This is a genomic window from Actinomarinicola tropica, assembly GCF_009650215.1.
GTDB classification, from domain to species: domain Bacteria; phylum Actinomycetota; class Acidimicrobiia; order Acidimicrobiales; family SKKL01; genus Actinomarinicola; species Actinomarinicola tropica.
On sequence record NZ_CP045851.1, the window covers coordinates 2,478,434 to 2,498,610 of the forward strand.

A 20,177-nucleotide genomic window follows, 5' to 3' on the forward strand; every position below is an offset into this window, starting at 1 on the left:
GCCGCCGAGGGAGTGCGGCGGGTCAGCCCGCGAGGACGGGGATCGGCGTGACCGAGCGGTCGAACGGGATCGCGGCGCGGACCCCGAGGTCCGAGGGCTCGTCGAAGCGGTTGACGAGCTCGACCAGCACCGGCGAGGACGAGGTGACGAGGATCGCGGCGGGGCCCGACCCGACGTCGTCGGGGTCGAGGTCGACGACCGCCCGACCGGCCGGTGCCAGTTCGATCGTGTCGAGCTCGGTGCGGCGGCCGTTGCGCACGACGGTGATCTCGACCTCGTTGGCATCGTCGCCGCCGAGGTCGAGGACGCGGAGGCGCCCCTCCGCGTCGGGCCCGAGCGGATCGACGAGCACCTGCGTCGTGGCCGCCGAGCTGCGGCCGTGCGACACCGCCATCCCGTCGAGCTCGGTCCGAAGGTCGCTCACGACCGGAACCCCGTTGAGCGACCGAACGGTGAGCGTCAGCTCGGCGTCGTCCTGACCCACGGCGTCGAGGATGCGGTCCTCCCCCGCCAGATCGATGGTGACGAACCCCTGGGGGCGGACGGTGAGCTCGAACGGCGCCACGCCGCCGGCGAGGTCCTCGGCGAGGGCCACCTCGACGTCGACCTCGGCCGGGGCGTCCGTGGGGTTGTAGACGGTGAGGCGCTGGTCGACGTCGGGACCCACCCGACCGTAGGTGTGGACCCACACCTCCTGGGGCTCGGTCACCCCGAGGTCGACGGTCGTGCCGCGGCGACCGTCGCTGTCGTCGAAGCTCTGGAGCCGCTCCGCGACCACCCGACCCGCCCGCGCCCGCACCGTCGTCGAGACGTGGTCCCGCCGCCGGACCTCGGCGCCGACGTCGGCGAGGACGACGCCCTCGCCCGGGACGACGAGGCCGGTGAGGGCACGCGGCTCGCGGACCCCGTCGACCGTGACGAACGACATGTCGACGACCGCGTCGCGCGGGAAGGGGTTGAACAGGGCGACGAACGACCGAGCGTCCCTCGACGTGTCGCCCCACGCGAAGTGCCACTCGTCGGACGACGCCGCGGCGCAGGTGCCGGAGTCGGTGCCGTGCTCGCCCTCGATCACGTGGGTGACAGCCACGCCACCCCCCGGCACCTCCACCATCGCAGCGGCGGCCGGGGCGTCGACGTGGTCGGCCAGCGCGACGCGCTCGACCGAGGCCGCCGGGAGGTCGACCTCGAGCTCCACCGGCTCGTCGGTGCCGGGGTGGATCGAGACCTGGGCCACGCGATCCTGGTCGGCGAGGTTCGCGATGACGACGGTGTGCTCGGCGACGATGGGGCCGACCACGATCGTCTCGCCCTCGGCGGCCTCGGCGGCCTCGCCGCCCTCGGCGGTCTCGCCGCCCTCCTCGCCCTCGGCGGCCTCACCGTCGGCGGTCTCGCCCTCGGCCGGCTCGCCGTCGACGGGGTCGACGGCGACGGGCGGTGGGATCTCGCCGATGTCGCCCGCGGACCCGGCCGCGCAGTACCAGGTCGAACCGAGCACCTCGTCGGGCGCCACCACCGGCTCGGTCCGGGCGAGGATCCCACGAGGCTCGGGGGGCGTGGGGTCGTCGGGCGCGGACGAGCGATCGAGGAGGACCGCGGCGACGAGCGACCCGAGGACGAAGAGGATGACGGGGATGCGGGCTCGGGTCATCGCGTGCGCCTCCGGCGGCGGGGGACGGCCTCGTCGGCGGCAGGGGGCGGCGGGGCGGGCGACGCGGCACGGCGACGGGCGCCGTCGTCACGCCGAGCGCGTCGGCGGGCAGGGGGCCGGTCGGCGACCTGACGTCGCCGATCGGTCCGGCCGGGCCGCCGCTGCTCCCGCGCCTCGGCCCGCGTCAGGTACATGACGACGGCGACGAGCGCGACGATCGCGAGCTGGGCGACGAGCACGAGGCGGTGCGACGTCGCCGTGGCCCAGCCGACCTCGACCTCACCCGACGTGTCGATCGGCACGAGCGGCGCCCAGCCGAACCCGCGGCGGACCGGGAGGTCGGCTCCGTCGACCTCCACCTGCCACCCGTCGGTGGGCGTCGACCCGACCAGGACCTCGACCCCCTCGGGCAGGTCGGCCGACGCGCTCGCCGGGCCGTGCTCCTCGAGCGGCTCGGCCGTCGCCGCGAGGTCGGTGGTGGCCGCGAGCCGGGCCCCGTCGGGCAGCAGGCTCTCGGCCTCGGCGACGGTGCCCGCCGGGTGGACCGCGACCCGTGGGCTCCAGGAGGCGTTGCGGTACACCGTGACCGCAGGGTTGACGTCGAGACGCTCGAGATCGAGCTGCTCGTCGAGCGCCGCGGTGAGCGCCGGCGGCGCCGGGCGGGAGGCCCCGCCGTAGGGAGCGGGTGCGGCCCGGTGGACGACCACGACGTACTCCACGCCCATCGGTGCAAGCAGGCGACCGAGGCGCGAGGTGCGACCGTCGAGGGCGAGGTCGATCGACGAGCGCAGCGGTGCGTCGTCGTCCTCGGGGTGCCCGGGCCACAGGTCTTGGGCGACGGGCGTGCCGTCGAGGGTCGTGGCGTAGCTCACCCCGTCGACGAGCGGCCACCCGGTGACCGGCAGCACCTCCGGGTGCCCGAACCAGACGACGCGCTGGTCGCTGGCCGCCGCGGCCTCGTCGAGGAACTCGAGCGCCTCGTGGTGGTCGGCGCGGGGCATGAGCCAGCGGCCCCCGACCGCACCGGCGACGACGGGCAGCGCCGCGAGGAGCAGCGCCACGCCCGCGGCGAGGCTGGCGAGCTGGCGCCAGGAGAACCCACGGCGACGGACGTCGAGGTCGAAGGCGGCGGCACCGAGGCCCGTGGCCAGCGCCATCCCGACCGCAGCCGGTGCGAGCAGCAGCTCCGCAGGCGGCAGGGCGACAGGGACCCACCCCATGCCGGCCGCCCAGAGGAGGCCCCACCCGACGAGCGCGACCGACCAGGCGCGCGCCGCCCACGCCAGGCGCCACCCGCGCCCGACGAGCAGCACGTAGGCCGCGGCGACGAGCACGGCGACGGTGAGCAACGAGGACCCGATCGGGCCGGTGTCGAAGCGCAGCAGCTGGGAGATCGGGACGTGCGGGACCTCGGCGTCGCGCCCGCCGACGAAGGTCGACCAGGCGGCGTCGGGCGACGCCAGCTCGAGCGCCCACGGGAGGTGGAGGGCGACGGCGACGACCCCGGCGCCGAGCGCGGTCACCCCCATGCGCAGCAGCCCGCGGAGGCGGCCGGCGACGAGGGATCCGGGCAGCGCGGCCACGACGAGGGCCAGCGGGAGCGCCGCCCAGATCGGGTCGACGGCGGCCGGGAGGGCGACGAGGACGCCGAGGACGAGGGTCTGGCGCCACAGCGGCGGCACGTCGACCCGCGGTCCCGCGGGCGGGTCCGGCGCCCCGAACGGGGCGTCGCCGGACGCCCGCAGCAGGCGGGCGAACACCCACGGCACGAGGCCGTAGGCCAGCAGTCCGCTCCAGGAGCCGGTGGCGAGCGAGTCGTAGCCGATCGGGATGGCGAGGTAGGCGAACAGCCCCGAGATCGACGCGCGCACCGAGTGCGCCGGCGCGAGAAGGCGCCACACTCCGAGGAGGCCGAGCGGCAGCATGCCGAGGACGAGGATCGTGCGCAGCAGCCCCGCGGCACCGAGCAGGAGCGCGTTGCCGGCCGCGAGGAGCAGGTACCCCGACGCAGCGAAGCCCTCCGAGCCCGTGCCGGCGCGCCGCCAGCTCGACCACCACTCGTCGAGGATCGGCCGGATCTGCTCCGGGAACGGCACCAGCTCGCCGATCGCGGGGATGGGTCGGGCGAGCAGGTGGCGGCTCCCCACCACGAGCACGAGGACCACGGCGAGCCACGCCACGAGGGCGCTGCGCCGTCCCGGGCCGGCGACGGTGTCGACGAGGCGCCGACCGATGGTGGCCGCCGACCCGAAGGGGTCCTCCCCGACCGCCAGCTGCCCGCGGAGGAACGCGGCGATGCGGGCGCTGCCGCCCACCTGGAGGGATCGGATCTCGGCGTCGGGGACCCGACGCACGGACTGGAGGGCGCGCCGACGCTGCCGGAGGCTGCCGAGGCGTCGGAGGTTCCAGGTCCAGGCGCTGGCGACGTCGCGAGCCTGTCCCGGCCGGCCCGTCACGAGGGCGAAGAGCACCTCCCCCAGGTGGACGACGAGCAGCTGCGGGACGATCCGCACGAGACTCAGCGGACGGTAGGCCCCGAGCATCGCTCGGAGGCGGTGGCGGAACTGGAGCCGGCGACGGTCGTCGACGGGCCGCCGCTCGCCGAGGGCCTCGAGGTGCCGCACCCGCGCCGCGGGGGCGACGAGCACGCGCCCGCCGGCCACGTGCGCCCTCCAGCACAGGTCGAGGTCGTCGCCGAACCAGGAGCCGTCGGGGTCGAAGCCGCCGATGGCGTCGAGCAGGTCGGCGCGCACCAGCGTGAAGCCGTCGGGGACGGTGAACACGTCGCGGACGGCGTCGTGCTGCTCCTGGTCGAGCTCGCCCCGCTCGACCGTCGGGACCGGGTAGCCGAACTTGTCGGCCCCCTCGCCGGCCGCGAGGAGGCGTGCGGGGTCGTCCCACCGGGTCATCTTCGGGCCGACCACGGCGGCGTTGGAGCGGAAGGCCTCCTCGACGAGGGCGCGCACGGCACCGGGGTCCGGCAGGACGTCGTCGTGGGCCAGGATCACGAGCGGCCCGACGTCGACCTGGGACCGGGCCGCGTCGATCGCCCGCCCGAAGCCCGGGTTCTCCTCGAGCCGCAGCGTGCGCGCCGTCGGAAGGGTCGCCGCCACGCGCGGTGCAACCGGCTCGTCGCTGGCGGCGTCGACCACCACGACGTCGAGCGCCGGGTACTCGAGCGCCGCCACGGCGCCGAGGACGTCGTCGAACCACGCCCCGGGCTCGTGCGCCACCATCAGGAGCGTCACGGGCGGCGCCGTCGGGGCACCCCCTCGGTCACGGGTGGGTGCCGCGGCGTCAGGGGGCGCGGGGCTCGCCCCCGGCTGGTCGTCCACGGCATCCACGATCGATCGAGGGTACCGCCTGCCGAGTGCCACACCCGTCATCCGTCCGTAACATTGGGCACGTGGACGACGACCAGCACGACGACGCCGAGCGCACCGCTCCGCCCCCTCCCCCGGATGCCGGGCCTCGGGCCGAGGAGGTCGTCGCCGACGCCCTCGAACGCCTCGGGCGCGGGGCCACGGAGGTCGCCGAGACGATGGTCGGCCTCGGGGTCCTCGGCGTCAACCGGCTGCAGTCGCTGCGCCGCGACCTGGCGGCGCGGGCCGAGCAGGCGCGGGAGCGCCAGCGTCCCGACGCGTGACCCTCCGGGTCGCCCTCGACGCCACGCCGTTGCTCGGCGCGCGCACCGGTGTCGGCGTCTTCACCCTCGAGGTGCTCCGCCACCTCCCCGCCACCGGTGTCGACGTCCTCGCCTACGCGACGAGCTGGCGCGGCCGCCACCTCCTCGGGACGACCGTGCCCCCGGGCGTGCGCGTCGCCCGTCGGCCGCAGGCCGCCCGCCCCCTCCGCGAGCTGTGGCGCCGCGGGGACCGGCCCCCGATCGAGTGGTGGACGGGCGCGATCGACGTCGTCCACGGCACGAACTTCGTCGTGCCCCCCACCCGCCGGGCCGCCCAGGTCGTGAGCATCCACGACCTCACCTTCCACCACCACCCCGAGATGTCCACGCGCCACACGCTCGAGTACCCGGGCCTCATCCGCTGGGCACTCGCACGCGGCGCGTGGGTGCACGCCGACACCCGGTTCGGCGCCGAGGAGATCGTCGACGTCTTCGGCGCCGACCCCGAGCGCGTCGTCACCGTCCCTCTCGGCGTCTCCCCCGTGCCCGAGGCCGAGGTCGCCGACGGCCGGGCCCTGGCCGGGGGCGACCGCTTCGTCCTCGCGGTGGGCACCGTCGAGCCGCGCAAGGACCTGCCCGGCCTCGTCGACGCCTTCGACGCCCTCGCCGCCGACGACCACGAGCTGCGGCTCGTGCTCGCCGGGCCGGACGGGTGGGCCGCCGACCAGCTGACGGCGCGGGTGGCGCGCTCGCCCCATCGCGCCCGCATCGTGCGCCTCGGGTGGGTCGACGACCTCCAGCGCGCCGCCCTCCTCCGGGCCGCCACCGTCCTCGCCTACCCGTCGCGCTACGAGGGGTTCGGCCTGCCGCCCCTCGAGGCGATGTCGGTCGGGACGCCCGTGGTCACCACCGCCGTCGGCCCGCTCCCCGAGGTGCTCGGCGACGCCGCGGCGTTCGTGCCCGCCGGTGACCCCGACGACCTGGCCGGGGCCATCGCGGTGCTCCTCGACGACGAGGACGAGCGGGCACGCCGGCGCGCCGCCGGCCTGGAGCGCGCCGCGTCGTACACGTGGGCGGCCTGCGCGGAGGGGCTCTCCGAGCTCTACCGCCGGGCCGCGTCGGCGCGGTGACCGCCGTCCCGGCCCGTCGTCAGGGCCCTCCTACACTCGGCGGAGTGCGCACCCCGGCCCCGCCCCGATGAAGGCCCTCGTCACCGGTTCGTCCGGCTTCGCGGGGACGTACCTCCGGGAGCACCTCGAGGCGCACGGCGACGAGGTCGCCGGGCTCGACCGCGCCGAGGGCACGGACCTGACCGACGCCGCGGCCGTGCACCGCCGGCTGGAGGAGGTGCGCCCCGAGGTCGTCTACCACCTCGGCGGCATCGCCGACGTGGGCGCCTCCTGGGAGGACCCGGTCGGCACCTTCACCGCCAACGCCACCGGCACCCTCCACCTCCTCGAAGCGGCGCGGGCCACCGGCGTGCGGCGCGTGCTCGTCATCGGCTCGGCCGAGGTGTACGGCATCGTGCCCGAGGACCGCATGCCCCTGACGGAGGCCGATCCCCTCCGCCCGGTGTCGCCCTACGGCGTCAGCAAGGTCGCCGCCGAGCACCTGGCCCTCCAGGCCTGGGACGGCCACGGCCTCGAGACGGTGCGCGTGCGTGCTTTCAACCACCTGGGCCCGGGCCAGTCCGAGCGGTTCGTGGCCGGCGCGATCGCCCACCGCATCGCCCGGGCCGAGCGCGAGGGCAGCGACGAGATCGAGGTCGGGAACCTCACGCCGCGACGGGACTTCACCGACGTGCGCGACGTCGCCCGCGCCTACCGCCTCCTCATGACCAGGGCGCCCGCCGGCGAGGTCTACAACGTGTGCTCGGGTCGGGACGTCGCGATCTCCGACCTGGCCGAGACCCTCGTCGGGTTGGCCGACCGGCCGCTGCGCCTTGCCGTCGACCCCGCGCTCCAGCGGGTGGTCGACCTGCCGGTGTCGCGCGGCGACCGCTCCAAGATCCGGGCCGACACGGGTTGGGAGCCCACGATCCCGCTCGAGGAGACCCTCGGCGACCTCCTCGACGTGGTGCGCGCCACCGTCGCCGCGCCCTGACCCGCTGCTCTCAGGCCGACGCCGAGCCGACCTCCCGCAGGCGGCGGGACACCGCGGCACGGGCACGGTCGAGCGCCGCACGCTCGTCGACCACGCCGCGCACGCCGAGGTCGTCGAGCTCGGCGAGGATCGTGGTGAGCGCGTCGGCGCGGGAGGCCGGCGGGAGGGCGTCCACCCAGCGCAGCTCGAGGTCGAGGGCGAGCAGGCGCGCGGCCACCTCGGTGTGGCGAGGGGCGACCGCAGGGAGCCGGTCGACCTTGGCCGGCGGGTAGTCGGTGCCCGCGACCAGGTCGTGGGGCTCGATGCCGAACAGGCCGGCGAGGAGCACGACGGTGCGCTCGCTCGGGTGCGACAGGCCGGTCTCCAGGTGGCTCACGGCGTTGCGGGAGAGGCCGAGGCGCTCGGCGACGGACTGCTGGGTGTGCCCGCGCGCCACCCGGAGGCGCGCCAGGCGACGCCCGAGCGGCTCGTCGAGGAATCTGGACATCGTGGGAACCCACTTGGCAGACGGACGGCGATGGAGAGCGTAGACATGCGGACATGACGACCCGCGCGCTCATCACCGGCATCACCGGCCAGGACGGCTCCTACCTGGCGGAGCTCCTGCTCGACAAGGGCTACGAGGTGGTCGGCATGGTCCGGCGGTCGAGCACCGTGAACTTCGAGCGCATCGCGCACATCCAGGACCAGGTCACGACCGTGCCCGGCGACCTGCTCGACGAGGTCTCGCTCATCAACATCCTGCGGGAGCACCGCCCCCACGAGGTCTACAACCTCGCCGCCCAGTCGTTCGTGCAGACGTCCTTCGGCCAGCCCGTCCTGACCGGGGAGATCACCGGCCTCGGCGTGACCCGGCTGCTCGACGCCATCCGCATCGTCGATCCCGAGATCCGCTTCTACCAGGCGAGCACGAGCGAGATGTTCGGGAAGGTCCAGGAGGTCCCCCAGAAGGAGTCGACGCCCTTCTACCCGCGCAGCCCCTACGGGGTGGCCAAGCTGTACGGGCACTGGATCACGATCAACTACCGGGAGAGCTACCAGATCCACGCCAGCTCGGGGATCCTGTTCAACCACGAGAGCCCCAGGCGCGGCCTGGAGTTCGTCACCCGGAAGATCACCCACGCCGTGGCCCAGATCAAGCTCGGCCAGCTCGACACCCTGGCGCTCGGCAACCTCGACGCCCAGCGGGACTGGGGCTACGCCGGCGACTACGTCGAGGCGATGTGGCTGATGCTCCAGCAGGAGGAGCCGGACGACTACGTCATCTCGACCGGCCGCACCCACTCGGTCCGGGAGTTCTGCGAGGTGGCGTTCGGCCACGTCGGCCTGGACTACGAGCAGTACGTCACCGTCGACGAGCGCTTCATGCGCCCCGCCGAGGTCGACCTGCTGATCGGCGACCCGACCAAGGCGCGCGAGAAGCTCGGCTGGATCCCCGGGACGAGCTTCGAGGACCTGGTCACCACCATGGTCGACGCCGACATCGACCTGCTGTCCGGCAAGCTCCGCGAGATCTCGTGAACGTCACGGTCCTGGCGGGCGGTGTGGGTGCGGCCCGCTTCCTGCGAGGGCTCGTCCAGGTCGTCGACCCGACGTCGATCACCGTCGTCGCCAACACCGGCGACGACGTCGTGCTCCACGGGCTCCACATCAGCCCGGACCTCGACACCATCACCTACACGCTGGCCGGCGCGATCGACCCCGAGCGAGGCTGGGGCCTCGCCGGCGAGACGTGGCAGGCGATGGACGGGCTCCGGCGCTACGGCGGCATCGACTGGTTCAACCTCGGCGACCGCGACCTGGCGACGCACCTCCACCGCACCCAGCGGCTGCGCGACGGCGCCGGCCTGGCCGAGGTGACGGGGGAGATCGCCCGGGCGTGGGGGCTCACCCTGCGGCTGCTGCCGGTCACCGAGGACGAGCTGCGCACCATGGTCACCGTGGTCGACGAGGGCGAGATCGGGTTCCAGGAGTACTTCGTCCGGCGGCGGCACGACGTCGAGGTGACGGCCGTCCGCGTCGCCGGCGCGTCGTCGGCCCGGCCGGCCCCGGGCGTGCTCGACGCCATCGGGTCCGCCGATGTCGTCGTCGTCGCTCCCTCGAACCCCCTCGTGTCGATCGGGCCGCTGCTCGCGGTTCCCGGCGTGCGCGAGGCGATCGAGGCGGTGCGAGGGCGGACGGTCGCGATCTCCCCCATCGTGGGCGGCGCGGCGTTGAAGGGCCCCGCCGACCGCATGCTCCGCGAGCTCGGCCACGACGCCTCCGCCACCGGCGTGGCGCGCCTCTACAAGGACCTGGCGGCGGTGCTCGTCGTCGACGAGCGCGACCGCGACCTCCAGGCGGCGGTCGAGGCCGAGGGGGTGCGCGCCGTGGTGACCGACACCGTCATGTCCGATCCCGAGGTGTCCGCCCGGCTGGCCCGCACCGTCCTCGACGCCGTGCAGGTCGGACGATGAGCCGCCTCGAGGTGTTCGGCATCGAGGGCGTCCCGGAGGTCCGTCCCGGCGACGACCTCGCGGGGATGATCGCGGCCGCGGCTGCGGCCGACCCGACGACGGCGCTCGCCGACGGCGACGTCGTCGTCGTCACCCAGAAGGTGGTCTCGAAGGCCGAGGGGATGCTCGTCGCCGTCGACCCGTCCGATCCGCTCTCCCACAAGCCGCTCGTCGAGCAGGAGTCGGTGCGGGTCCTGCGTCGACGAGGCGACCTCGTCATCAGCGAGACCAAGCACGGCTTCATCTGCGCCAACGCCGGGATCGACCTGTCGAACATCGACGTCGGCTACGCCGCGCTCCTGCCCGAGGACTCCGACCGCTCGGCCCGGCGGCTGCGCGACGGCATCCGCGCTCGCGCCGGCGTCGAGGTGGCCGTGGTCGTCTCCGACACGTTCGGACGGGTCTGGCGTCGCGGCCTCACCGACGTGGCGATCGGCTGCGCGGGCATCAGAGGGATCGTCGACCTCCGGGGCACCGAGGACTCGCGCGGACGCGTGCTCCAGGTGACCGAGGTGTGCGTCGTCGACGAGATCGCCGGTGCCGCCGACATGGTGATGGGCAAGGCCACCGGCATCGCAGCGGCCGTCGTGAGGGGGATCGACCCCAAGTGGCTCGGTGACGGCAACGTCCACGACGAGATCGTCCGCCACCCCACCGAGGACCTCTTCCGGTAGGGACCGTCCATCCCGGGCCGCTCCCGCCATCCCGACTACATTTCGGCGCCGTCCGCCGAGAGAGGGCTGTTGCATGACCGACGTTCGAGGTGACGCGACCCGTCGCAGCTACCTCCCCGAGATCCTGCTCGTGAGCTTCGCCGCGCTCCTGATGGAGATCGCCTACACGCGGGTCATCTCGTTCAAGCTCTTCTACTACTACACGTACCTGATCATCGGGCTGGCCCTGCTCGGCACCGGGTGCGGCGGTGTGCTGATGGCCGTGTCGGGTCGGCTGCGCCGGGCCGAGACCGGCGCGATCGTCATGTGGAGCGCCCTCGTGGGCGCGGTGTCGGTGCTGGTCGGCTACGTGACCGTGGCCCTCACGCCGATCGACACCCTCGCCATCTGGGAGTACGAGGCGGGACCGACGCTGCTGAACGTGGCGCGCCTGCTGCTCATCTGCCTGGCCCTGTTCGCGGCGTTCCTCCCGATCGGCGTGGTGATCGCCCTCCTGCTCTCCCGCGGGTCCGACGAGGTCGGGCGGCTGTACTTCGCCGACCTGGTCGGTGCCGGCCTCGCCTGTGCCATCGTCGTCTTCCTGCTCAACTGGGCCGGCCCGGTCACGGCGATCATGCTGGCGGGACTGGTGCTGGCGGTCGTGGCCCTGCGGCTCGCCATCGGCGAGCGCTCCCGGCTCCGTCCCGCCGCGGCAGGGCTGGTCGTGGTGCTCGGCGCCGCCGCCGTGTTCCCCGGCGTCCTGCCCGAGCCCCGCACCGACTCCACCAAGCCGTACGTCAACGAGGGGTCCGTCTTCTCGGCGTGGAGCGCGCTGTTCCGGGTCGACGTGAGCGACCCGTTCGGCGACTTCCGCTGGCTCTACCACGACGGCCTCGTCGGCTCGGCGATCCACGAGTTCGACGGCGACCTCACGACCCTCACCCGCTACGACAGCGACGAGCGGTCGCTGCCGTTCGCCGCCATGGAGGCGTCGCCCGACGACGTCCTCATCGTCGGCGCCGCCGGCGGCAACGAGATCCTGGCGTCGCTGTACTTCGGCTCGCGGCACATCGACGCCGTCGAGCTGAACCCGGTCACCTACGACCTCGTCACCGACCGCTTCGCCGACTACGTCGGCAACATCGCCGACCACGAGAGCGTCAACTACGTGCAGGGCGAGGGCCGCTCCTACCTGGCACGGAGCGACAAGGACTACGACCTCATCTGGTTCCCCGCCCCCGACAGCTACTCGGCCAACGCCTCGAGCGTCGGGGCCTTCGTCCTGTCGGAGAGCTACCTCTACACGCAGGAGGCGATCGAGGAGAGCCTCTCGCACCTGACCCCGGACGGGCTCATCGCCTGGCACTACGGCGAGTTCGACTTCGACGAGGCCCCGAACCGCACCGCCCGGTACATCGCGACGGCCCGGGAGGCGCTGGCAGAGGTCGGTGTCGACGACCCGACCGACCACTTCGTGGTCACGACCGCACCCACCGTGTTCGGCGGGGCCTCCCTGTCGACGGTGCTCATCAAGGCCACGCCGTTCACCGACGAGGAGATCGACCGGGTCGTCGAGGGGCTCGACGCCATCGACGGTGGTGCCCTGCGCTACGCACCCGGGCGGACGGTCGACCCCAACCCGATCGACGAGATGCTGACGACCCCGGAGGCCGAGCTCGAGGCGTGGTTCGACGGCCGCAGCTCCGACGTGCGCCCCATCACCGACGACGGGCCGTTCTTCTGGCACTTCCACGGCTTCGGTGACGTCGTCGAGGACATGGGCGAGCCCATCACCCGGGAGGACAAGGAGAACGCCGTCGGCGAGCGCGTGTTGCTCCTGCTGCTGGTCGTCGCCGTCGTGCTGGCGAGCGTGTTCCTGCTCCTGCCGTTCCTCACGATCCGCCAGACGTGGCGCGCCCTGCCCCGCAAGGCCTCGTCCGCCGCGTACTTCGCCTGCCTCGGCCTGGGCTTCATCTTCTTCGAGATCGTCCTGATCCAGCGCCTCACGCTGTACCTCGGCTACCCGACCTACTCGCTGACGGTCACCCTGGCGTCGATCCTCGTGTTCACCGGCGTCGGCGCCTACCTGAGCGGTCGCATCGAGCCGGTGCGCGAGCGCGTCGTCCCGGTCCTGCTCGCCGCGATCGTGCTGCTCACCGCGTTCTTCCAGTTCGGGCTCGGCCCGCTGACCGACGGCACGCTCGACTGGCCGCTCGCCGCCCGTCTGGGCCTGGTGTTCGTCCTGCTCGCGCCGCTCGGCATGTGCCTCGGCATGTTCATGCCGCTCGGCATCGGGGCCGTGGCCCGGCTCACCAACCACTCGAACGAGTACGTCGCCTGGGGCTGGGCGGTCAACGGCTTCGCCTCGGTCATCGGCTCGGTGCTCAGCACCATCCTCGGCATGGTCTTCGGGTTCCGCATCGTCATGTTCATCTCGCTCGGCGTCTACTGCATCGCCCTCGCCGTGCTGTACAGCCTCCTGCGACCGGAGCCCGATCCGGCGCTCGGCTCGGACGACCCCGACGAGCCGCTGGCGGACGAGCTGGAGCCGGTGGGGGTCGGGTAGCCGCTCCGAGCACGGGCCCGGCCACACTGGCGTCGTGGTCACCGTCCGCCCCGCCACCGCCGACGACGGGGCGCTGATCGCCCGCATGCTCGTGCTGGCGGCCGACTGGCGCCCCGGCGCTCCGGCCCGAGACGTCGCCGCCGTGCTGGCCGATCCGGCGCTCGCCCACTACGTGGAGGGGTGGCCCCGACCGGACGACGTGGGCGTGGTGGCCGAGGACGACGACGGCACCGCCGTCGGCGCGGCGTGGTGCCGCGCCTTCCGCGCCGACGACCCTGGCTACGGGTTCGTCGGCACCGACGTGCCCGAGCTGGCCGTCGCCGTCGTCCCGGGCCGCCGGGGCGCAAGGATCGGCCGGGCTCTCGTCACCGCTCTCCTCGCGGCCGCCGCGTCACGTGGCGTCGAGCGCCTCTCGCTGAGCGTCGAGCACGACAACCCTGCAGCGCGCCTCTACGCATCCCTGGGCTTCGAGGTGGTCGGCGACGCGGACGGGGCGTGGACCATGGTGGCCTCGACCGGCCCCTGGCTCACGCCCCCTGTGCCGCCACCGTGAGCCGGACGCCCTCCTCGAGCGAGGTCCAGGGCGACCAACCGAGGTGGATGCGGGCCCTGCCGATGTCGAGGGCGAGGCGGTCCGGTTGCCCGACGCGCGGGCGCGGACGGCGGCGGCGTGGCGCCCGTCCCGTGGCCGACGCGACCGCGTCGCGCAGCTCGGCGGTCGTGGTCTCTCGCCCGCTGCCGACGTTGACGACCAGACCGCTCCCGCGGGTGGCGGCGCGGACGAACGCGTCGACCGCGTCGTCGACGAAGACGAGGTCGGTGCTCGACGGCACCGCGACGTCGTCCCCGGCGATCTCGGCGGCGACCGGACCGGACCGCGCCCGGGGGCCGTACACGTGGGACAGGGCCAGCGCGGTGAACTCGAGCTCGTGCAGCTCGCGGTACGCCGTGAGGTACGCGACGAGCGACGTGGCGGCCACGCCGTGCGGATCGACGGGCTGCTGGGGGTGCGACTCGCGGATCGGCAGCTCGGACGGCTCCGGCGGCCGGTAGATCGCTGCGGTCGAGGCGACGACCACCTTCTGGGCGCCCGCCGCGCGGGCCGCCTCGACGAGGCGGACGCCGCCGACCACGGTGACCTCCGCGTCCTCGACGACGGTGGCGCCGTCACGGGTGGCGAGGTGGAAGACGACGGTGGGCGCGACCCGGGCGACGAGGTCGCCGAGCGACGGGTCCCTGACGTCGAGCTGGTGGATGTGCAGGCGGCCCGTCCGGGCCGCACGCGCGTCGGCGAGGTTGGCCAGGGAGCCGGTCGACAGGTCGTCGACGACGTCGACCTCGTGGCCCTCGGCGAGGAGGCGGTCGACGAGCGTCGAGCCGATGAAGCCCGCGCCGCCGGTGACGAGCGCCCTCACTCCGCCTCGGCGGGCACCCGGGCGTCGCTCAGGGTGGCCCCGGCGGCGACCTCGACGTCCTCCCCGAGGACGCTGACGTCGACGACCTGCGCGCCCTCGCCGACGACGGCGCGCGTGCCGACGATCGAGCGGCGCACGACGGCACCGGCACCGATCGTCGCACCGGGCAGGACGAGCGCGTCCTCGACGACCGCGCCGGCCGCGACCGAGGCGCCCGGACCGATCCAAGAGCGCCGAACGCTGGCGCCCGGATCGACCTCGGCACCGGCGGCGACCGCGGGCTCCGAGCCCGCCGAGCCGTCCAGGAACGAGAGGCTGGCGTCGATGTAGGCGGTCGGCGTGCCGGCGTCGACCCAGCGGCCCTCGCGCTCGAGCGCGAAGAGCCGCCCGTCGGCGACCATCGCCGGGAACACCTCGCGCTCGATCGAGACCTTGCGCCCGACGGCGATGCGGTCGAGCACCGATGGTTCGAGCACGTAGGTCCCGGCGTTGATCCAGTTGCTCGGGGCCTCGTCGGCTGGCGGCTTCTCGATGAAGGCGGTGACCCGACCGTCGCCGTCGATCGGCACCACGCCGTAGCGGGACGGGTCGTCGACGGGCGTGAGGGCGATCGTGCCCTCGGCCCCGGTGCTGCGGTGGAACGACACGAGCTCGGTGACGTCGAGGTCGGTGAGGACGTCGCCGTTCACGACGACGAACGTCTCGTCGATGCTGGCCTCCCGGGCCGCGAACCCGACGGCGCCGCCGGTGTCGAGGGGCTCCGGCTCGACCGCGTACACCAGCTCGACCCCGTGGCAGCGGCCGTCGGGGAAGGCGTCGCGGAAGACGTCGGGCCGGTAGCCGAGGGCGAGGACCGCGCGATCGACGCCGTGCTGGGCCAGGTGGGCGATCACCCGCTCGATCATCGTGGGTCCGGCGACCGGCAGCATCTGCTTCGGCGTCGTGAGCGTCAGCGGCCGCAGCCGGGTGCCGAAGCCTCCGACCAGGATGACGGCGTTCATCGGGCGTCCAGACCTGTCGACATAGGGCCGCCACCCTACTCCGGGCCGGTCGCGCCACCCGCGGGCGCGAGCCCCAGTGCCCGGCGCTGCACCGCCAGCGTGGAGGCGAGGTTCCGCTCGGGCGAGAACGAGGCCGCGACGGCACGACCGCGCCGGCCGAGGGCGTCACGCTCGGCGGGGTCCGACAGCAAGCGGTCGAGCGCCGCGGCCCACGCCCCCACGTCGCCCGGCGCGGCGAGGACGCCGCCGTCGCCGACCACCTCGGGCAGCGCCGTGGCGTCCGCCGCGACCAGCGCACGGCCCCGGGCCATCGCCTCGAGCGCCGGGATCCCGAACCCCTCGTAGCGGGACGGGACGGCCACGACCGCGGCGGCGTCGATCAAGCCCACGACGTCGGCGCGCGGCACACGACCGAGCCGGCGGATGCGCGCCGCCGATCCCGAGGCGGCGATCGCCGCCCGGACGTCCTCCTCGGCGCCGGCCTCGCCGCCGGGCAGGACCAGTTCGGCGTCGGGGTGGCGGGCGGCCACCGCGGCGAACGCCCGGACCAGGGTGACGTGGTCCTTGTGGGGATAGGTGATCGCCGGGTACACGACCAGGGGGCCGGCGAGCCCGTAGCGCTCGCGGAGGGCGTCCTCCGGCGTGCCCTCGTCCATGGGGGGCATGCCGTGCGGCACGCTCACCACCCGCTCGGGCGACACGCCGAAGCGGTCGATCACGGTGCCCCGCACCCACTCGCTCGGCGTGACGACGAGCCGGGCCCGTCGCACCGCCCGAGGCACGGCGAGCGACAGCCACGCACGCTTCGCGGGGTGGAAGCGCTCGGGGTGGTCGAACGGCTGCAGGTCGTGGATCGAGAGCAGGGCCGGCGGCCCGCCGACGAGCGGCATCGTCCCGCCCATGTGGTGGACGAGGGCCACCCCGTCGCGTCGGGCCTGCAGTTCGAGCCAGGTCTGCTCGGCGAGCACCCGCGCGCCCTTCACCCGGCCCGACAGAGGGAGGACGCGGTGCTCCACGGCCGCCACGACCTCCGGGTAGGCGTCGACGAGGGGCTGCAGCACGTAGAGGACGTGGTCGAGGTCGTCGGGAGTGGCCGACGCGAGTGCCTCGAGGAACGTGGTCGTGGATGTCTCCGAGCCCCCAACCACGCCGGGGACGAGCCACAGGAGGTTCACGCCGACCCTGGCGCTCACCCCGCAGCGTCCCGGTACGCGTCCACGACCAGCTCCGCCGTGCGCGCCCACGTGTACTGCTGGGACCGACGGCGGCCGGCCTCCCCGAGGGACCGCGCGACGTCCTCGTCGGTCAGCACCTCGACGAGTGCCGCGGCGATGGCCGCCGGGTCCCGGGGCGGGACGGCCAGCCCGGCGCCGCCCTCGACCAGCTCCTCGGTGGCGGTGCCTGCCGACGTGACCACCGGGGTCCCCTGCACCATCGCCTCGAGGACCGGCAGGCCGAACCCCTCGAGGAGCGACGGGTAGCAGAAGGCGTCGGCGCCGGCGTGGAGGGCGCGCAGGTCGTCGGTGGGCACGAAGCCGAGCGTCCGGCAGCGATCGCCGAGGGCGGCCACGCGTGGTGCCAGGTCCTCGCCCCACCCGGGAGGGCCGACGAGGGCGAGGGTGACGTCGGCGAGCTCCGGCGTGCTCGTGACCCGGCGGAACGCGTCGAGCAGTCCGCGCAGGTTCTTCCGAGGCTCGATGGTGCCCACGAACAGCACGTAGCGGCCGGTGAGGCCGTACGACTGCCGGACGCGTGCGACCTCGTCGGCGGTGGCCTCCTCGGCGGCGACGCCGAGCGGGACCAGCCGCAGCCGCTCGGAGGGGAAGCCCTGCACGCGGCAGTCGTCGAGCGTGGCACGGCTGGAGCACAGCACCAGGTCGGCGCGCGCTGCTGTCAGCTCGATGGCCTTGCGCATGAAGCTCACACCCCGGCGGGTGAACTGGTCGGGGTCGTGGAGCACCGCGAGGTCGTGCACGGTGACGACCAGCGGGGCGGTGCGAGGCGGGACGGCGACGCCGGTGGCGTGGACCACGTCGACAGGACCGGTGGCCCGCTCGACCGGCGGTCGCCCCAGGTGGTGCCACGACTCGTACAGCGCGAGCCGCGGCAGCGGGAGCTGGCGCACCTCGATCGGCGGCACCCAGGCCTCCTCGGGCCCCTCGCGGTGCCGAGCCGACACGCCGACCTGGTCGACGTCGCCACGCGCTGCGACGGCGCGGACCTGCTCGATCGCCGCCCGAGCGGTTCCGCCCGGCACGCGGTGCCAGCACTGCTCCAGGGTCACGGCCACCCTCATCGCCGGCGAGTCTCGCACGGACCCCCGATCCGGCGCGACCGGGGGGCCTGGGTAGGCTCGCCAGCCATGCGTGTCCTGGTCACCGGCAGTGCCGGTCTCATCGGCTCCGAGGCGGTCGAGTACTTCGACGAGATAGGCATGGAGGTCGTCGGGGTCGACAACAACATGCGGGCCGACTTCTTCGGTCCCCGGGGCGACACGACCTGGAACCGCGACCGCCTCCTCGCCCGCTGCGAGCGCTACTCCCACCACGACCTCGACATCCGCGACCGGGCCGCGGTCGACCAGCTCGTCGCCCACGTCCGACCCGACCTCGTCGTCCACGCTGCCGCGCAGCCGAGCCACGACCTCGCGGCCTCCCGGCCCTTCGACGACTTCGACGTCAACGCCGGCGGCACGCTCGCGCTGCTCGAGGCGTGCCGCCAGCACGTGCCGGACGCCGTGTTCGTGTTCGTCAGCACCAACAAGGTCTACGGCGACAACCCCAACCGCCTGCCGATCGTCGAGCTCGACACCCGCTACGACTTCGCGCCCGACGCCGACGTCGCCGGGCTCACCTCCGAGGGCATCACCGAGGAGCTGTCGATGGACGGCGCGACCCACTCGGTCTTCGGCGCGTCGAAGGTCGCGGCCGACGTGATGGTCCAGGAGTACGGCAAGTACTTCGGGCTGCGCACCGGCGTGTTCCGCGGCGGGTGCCTCACCGGCCCGCACCACTCCGGGGTCGAGCTGCACGGGTTCCTCAGCTACCTCGTCGCCCAGGCCGTCGACGAGGGGCCCTACACGATGATCGGCTACAAGGGGAAGCAGGTCCGCGACCAGATCCACTCGCGGGACGTCATCAGCGCCTTCTGGGCCTTCGCCCAGGACCCGCGGCCGGGCGAGGCCTACAACCTCGGCGGCGGCCGGGCCAACGCCGCCAGCAACCTCGAGTGCGTCGAGATGATCGCCGAGCGCTGCGGTCGTCGACCCCAGCTGAGCTTCGACGACACCCCGAGGGTCGGCGACCACATCTGCTACTACACCGACATGTCGAAGTTCCGGGCCGACTACCCGGGCTGGGTGCAGGAGCACGACCTCGGCCGCATCGTCGACGAGATGGTCGACGCCGCGCTCGCCCGCCGGGCCTGAGCCCGTGCGCGTCACGATCGTCAACCAGTTCTTCCCGCCCGACCTGTCGCCGACTGCTCACCTGGCCGCCTCGCTGGCCCGGCACCGTGCGTCACGGGGCGACGAGGTCACGGTGGTCACGAGCACCGGGGGCTACGTCGCCGACCCGGCGGCCGGCACCCCGCACCGCTCCGGGTCGACCGTCGAGGACGGGCTCCGCATCATCCGGCTGCCCACGCCAGGCGGAGGCAAGTCCAGCCTCGTCACCCGCCTGGCCGGCTACGCCGCGCTGACCGTCGGCGCGTGGGTCCGCACCGCAACGCTCCCCCGCCAGGATGTCGTCGTGTGCATGACCACGCCGCCGTACATCGTCCTCGCCGGTCTCCTGCACAAGGCGCTGCACCGCCGGACCCGGGTCGTGCTGTGGAGCATGGACGTCTACCCCGACACCGCCGAGCGCTTCGACAAGCTCGACCCGTCCGGCCCGCTCAGTCGGGCCCTTCGGGCGGTGAACCGCTGGCTGTACCCACGCCTCGACCACCTCGTCGTGCTCGACAGCGCGATGGCCGACGTGCTCGTCAGCCAGTACGCCGCGGAGGACCCACCGCCGACCACGGTCGTCCCCAATTGGGAGCCGGCCGAGCTCTTCCCCGCGGGTGCGGTCGTCGAGCCGTGGGCGGGCTACGACGACGCGCAGCTGGCGGGCCGGTTCGTCGTCGCCTACCTCGGCAACACCGGGACCGGTCACCGCTTCGACGCCGTGGTCGAGGCCGCCGGTCGCCTCGACGGGAGCGAGGTGGCGTTCCTCTTCGTCGGTGGCGGTGTCCGGTGGGGCGAGCTCGACAGCGCCCGCCACGCCCTGGCGCGGAGCGCCGCCGCGCCGATCGTGCTGCACGGCTACGTCGACAAGGCCGAGACCCCCGGGATCCTCGCCGGCGCGGGTGCCGCCCTCATCACGCTCGATGACCGGGCACGGGGACTGATGAGTCCGTCGAAGCTGCACTCGAGCCTCGCCGCGGGCGTGCCGATCCTCTACGTCGGACCGGAGGGCACGAACGTGGACGACGCCATCCGCCGCCACGGGTGCGGCGTGTCGATCCGCAACGGCGACGTCGACGGGCTGGTCGCGGCGATCGAGCGGCTGCGCACCGACGACGACCACCGCGCCGAGCTGTCGGCGGCCGCCCGACGGGCGTTCGAGGCCGACCACTCGGACGCGTCGGCCCTCCCCCGCTTCGACGCCGTCATCGACGGCTGAGGCA

The 20,177-nt window shown here is 74.1% G+C and carries 17 protein-coding genes; 10 read left to right on the forward strand and 7 right to left on the reverse strand.

Translation table 11 applies throughout. The features are described from left to right. Positions 1-22 precede the first annotated feature (22 nt). Together GH723_RS12275 and GH723_RS12280 are read right to left on the reverse strand one after the other, a co-directional pair. Positions 23-1,651: a DUF5719 family protein gene (locus GH723_RS12275; RefSeq protein WP_153759918.1), complete on the reverse strand. Its 1,629-nt coding sequence runs from the start codon at positions 1,649-1,651 to the stop codon at positions 23-25. After that, the gene (locus GH723_RS12280; protein WP_195210273.1) at positions 1,648-4,995 is read right to left on the reverse strand and encodes a glycosyltransferase family 2 protein; all 3,348 of its coding nucleotides are present in this window, start codon (positions 4,993-4,995) and stop codon (positions 1,648-1,650) included. The genes GH723_RS12275 and GH723_RS12280 overlap by 4 nt, the downstream gene beginning before the upstream one ends. 62 nt (positions 4,996-5,057) lie before the next feature. Between GH723_RS12280 and GH723_RS12285 the strand changes: the two genes are divergently transcribed. From GH723_RS12285 to GH723_RS12295, 3 genes are all read left to right on the forward strand, one after another. Beyond that, positions 5,058-5,297, forward strand: coding sequence for a hypothetical protein (locus tag GH723_RS12285; RefSeq protein WP_153759920.1), 240 nt, complete (start codon positions 5,058-5,060; stop codon positions 5,295-5,297). Next, positions 5,294-6,406 (forward strand): glycosyltransferase family 4 protein, encoded by a 1,113-nt coding sequence (locus GH723_RS12290; RefSeq protein ID WP_153759921.1) that lies wholly within the window; start codon positions 5,294-5,296, stop codon positions 6,404-6,406. The genes GH723_RS12285 and GH723_RS12290 overlap by 4 nt, the downstream gene beginning before the upstream one ends. A 67-nt stretch (positions 6,407-6,473) precedes the next feature. Further along, positions 6,474-7,379 carry a GDP-mannose 4,6-dehydratase gene (locus GH723_RS12295; protein WP_153759922.1) on the forward strand — a complete coding sequence of 302 codons (906 nt, stop codon included), beginning with the start codon at positions 6,474-6,476 and terminating at the stop codon, positions 7,377-7,379. Positions 7,380-7,389: 10 nt separating this feature from the next. Here GH723_RS12295 and GH723_RS12300 read toward each other — a convergent pair whose 3' ends face one another. Beyond that, complete coding sequence (locus GH723_RS12300; RefSeq protein WP_153759923.1) at positions 7,390-7,866, reverse strand: helix-turn-helix domain-containing protein; 477 nt, start codon at positions 7,864-7,866, stop codon at positions 7,390-7,392. 53 nt (positions 7,867-7,919) lie between these two features. Here GH723_RS12300 and gmd point away from each other — a divergent pair, with 53 nt between their 5' ends. The 5 genes from gmd (at position 7,920) to GH723_RS12325 (ending at position 13,646) form a co-directional block, all read left to right on the forward strand. Next, the gene (gene gmd / locus GH723_RS12305; RefSeq protein ID WP_153759924.1) at positions 7,920-8,900 is read left to right on the forward strand and encodes a GDP-mannose 4,6-dehydratase; all 981 of its coding nucleotides are present in this window, start codon (positions 7,920-7,922) and stop codon (positions 8,898-8,900) included. Continuing rightward, entirely contained in the window at positions 8,897-9,835 is a 939-nt protein-coding gene (gene cofD, locus GH723_RS12310; RefSeq protein WP_153759925.1) for a 2-phospho-L-lactate transferase, read from the forward strand. Before gmd ends, cofD begins: the two co-directional genes overlap by 4 nt. Next, a complete protein-coding gene (gene cofE, locus GH723_RS12315) occupies positions 9,832-10,548 on the forward strand; it encodes a coenzyme F420-0:L-glutamate ligase (protein ID WP_153759926.1) in 717 nt (238 codons plus the stop codon). The genes cofD and cofE overlap by 4 nt, the downstream gene beginning before the upstream one ends. A 73-nt stretch (positions 10,549-10,621) precedes the next feature. After that, a complete protein-coding gene (locus GH723_RS12320; protein WP_153759927.1) occupies positions 10,622-13,093 on the forward strand; it encodes a spermidine synthase family protein in 2,472 nt (823 codons plus the stop codon). A gap of 34 nt (positions 13,094-13,127) precedes the next feature. Beyond that, entirely contained in the window at positions 13,128-13,646 is a 519-nt protein-coding gene (locus GH723_RS12325) for a GNAT family N-acetyltransferase (RefSeq protein WP_229022810.1), read from the forward strand. On the opposite strand, the gene GH723_RS12330 is transcribed toward GH723_RS12325, so the two are convergent. The 4 genes from GH723_RS12330 to GH723_RS12345 are packed head-to-tail and all read right to left on the reverse strand — an operon-like array spanning position 13,621 to position 17,805. Further along, complete coding sequence (locus tag GH723_RS12330) at positions 13,621-14,508, reverse strand: NAD-dependent epimerase/dehydratase family protein (RefSeq protein WP_153759928.1); 888 nt, start codon at positions 14,506-14,508, stop codon at positions 13,621-13,623. The genes GH723_RS12325 and GH723_RS12330 overlap by 26 nt on opposite strands. Beyond that, entirely contained in the window at positions 14,505-15,509 is a 1,005-nt protein-coding gene (locus tag GH723_RS12335) for a sugar phosphate nucleotidyltransferase (protein ID WP_153759929.1), read from the reverse strand. The genes GH723_RS12330 and GH723_RS12335 overlap by 4 nt, the downstream gene beginning before the upstream one ends. A 35-nt stretch (positions 15,510-15,544) precedes the next feature. Continuing rightward, positions 15,545-16,702 carry a glycosyltransferase family 4 protein gene (locus GH723_RS12340; protein ID WP_195210274.1) on the reverse strand — a complete coding sequence of 386 codons (1,158 nt, stop codon included), beginning with the start codon at positions 16,700-16,702 and terminating at the stop codon, positions 15,545-15,547. Beyond that, the gene (locus GH723_RS12345; protein ID WP_153759931.1) at positions 16,699-17,805 is read right to left on the reverse strand and encodes a glycosyltransferase family 4 protein; all 1,107 of its coding nucleotides are present in this window, start codon (positions 17,803-17,805) and stop codon (positions 16,699-16,701) included. Before GH723_RS12345 ends, GH723_RS12340 begins: the two co-directional genes overlap by 4 nt. Positions 17,806-17,871: 66 nt before the next feature. Between GH723_RS12345 and GH723_RS12350 the strand changes: the two genes are divergently transcribed. Next, entirely contained in the window at positions 17,872-18,936 is a 1,065-nt protein-coding gene (locus tag GH723_RS12350) for an NAD-dependent epimerase/dehydratase family protein (protein ID WP_153759932.1), read from the forward strand. 4 nt (positions 18,937-18,940) lie between these two features. Continuing rightward, positions 18,941-20,173, forward strand: a complete 1,233-nt coding sequence (locus GH723_RS12355) for a glycosyltransferase family 4 protein (RefSeq protein WP_153759933.1) — start codon at positions 18,941-18,943, stop codon at positions 20,171-20,173. Positions 20,174-20,177: the final 4 nt, after the last annotated feature.

Coding starts and splice junctions, on each gene's coding strand:
- GH723_RS12275 (WP_153759918.1), bottom strand. CDS start 1,651: ATGACCCGAGCCCGCATCCCCGTCATCCTCTTCGTCCTCGGGTCGCTC.
- GH723_RS12295 (WP_153759922.1), top strand. CDS start 6,474: ATGAAGGCCCTCGTCACCGGTTCGTCCGGCTTCGCGGGGACGTACCTC.
- GH723_RS12300 (WP_153759923.1), bottom strand. CDS start 7,866: ATGTCCAGATTCCTCGACGAGCCGCTCGGGCGTCGCCTGGCGCGCCTC.
- gmd (WP_153759924.1), top strand. CDS start 7,920: ATGACGACCCGCGCGCTCATCACCGGCATCACCGGCCAGGACGGCTCC.
- cofE (WP_153759926.1), top strand. CDS start 9,832: ATGAGCCGCCTCGAGGTGTTCGGCATCGAGGGCGTCCCGGAGGTCCGT.
- GH723_RS12320 (WP_153759927.1), top strand. CDS start 10,622: ATGACCGACGTTCGAGGTGACGCGACCCGTCGCAGCTACCTCCCCGAG.
- GH723_RS12335 (WP_153759929.1), bottom strand. CDS start 15,509: ATGAACGCCGTCATCCTGGTCGGAGGCTTCGGCACCCGGCTGCGGCCG.
- GH723_RS12345 (WP_153759931.1), bottom strand. CDS start 17,805: ATGAGGGTGGCCGTGACCCTGGAGCAGTGCTGGCACCGCGTGCCGGGC.
- GH723_RS12350 (WP_153759932.1), top strand. CDS start 17,872: ATGCGTGTCCTGGTCACCGGCAGTGCCGGTCTCATCGGCTCCGAGGCG.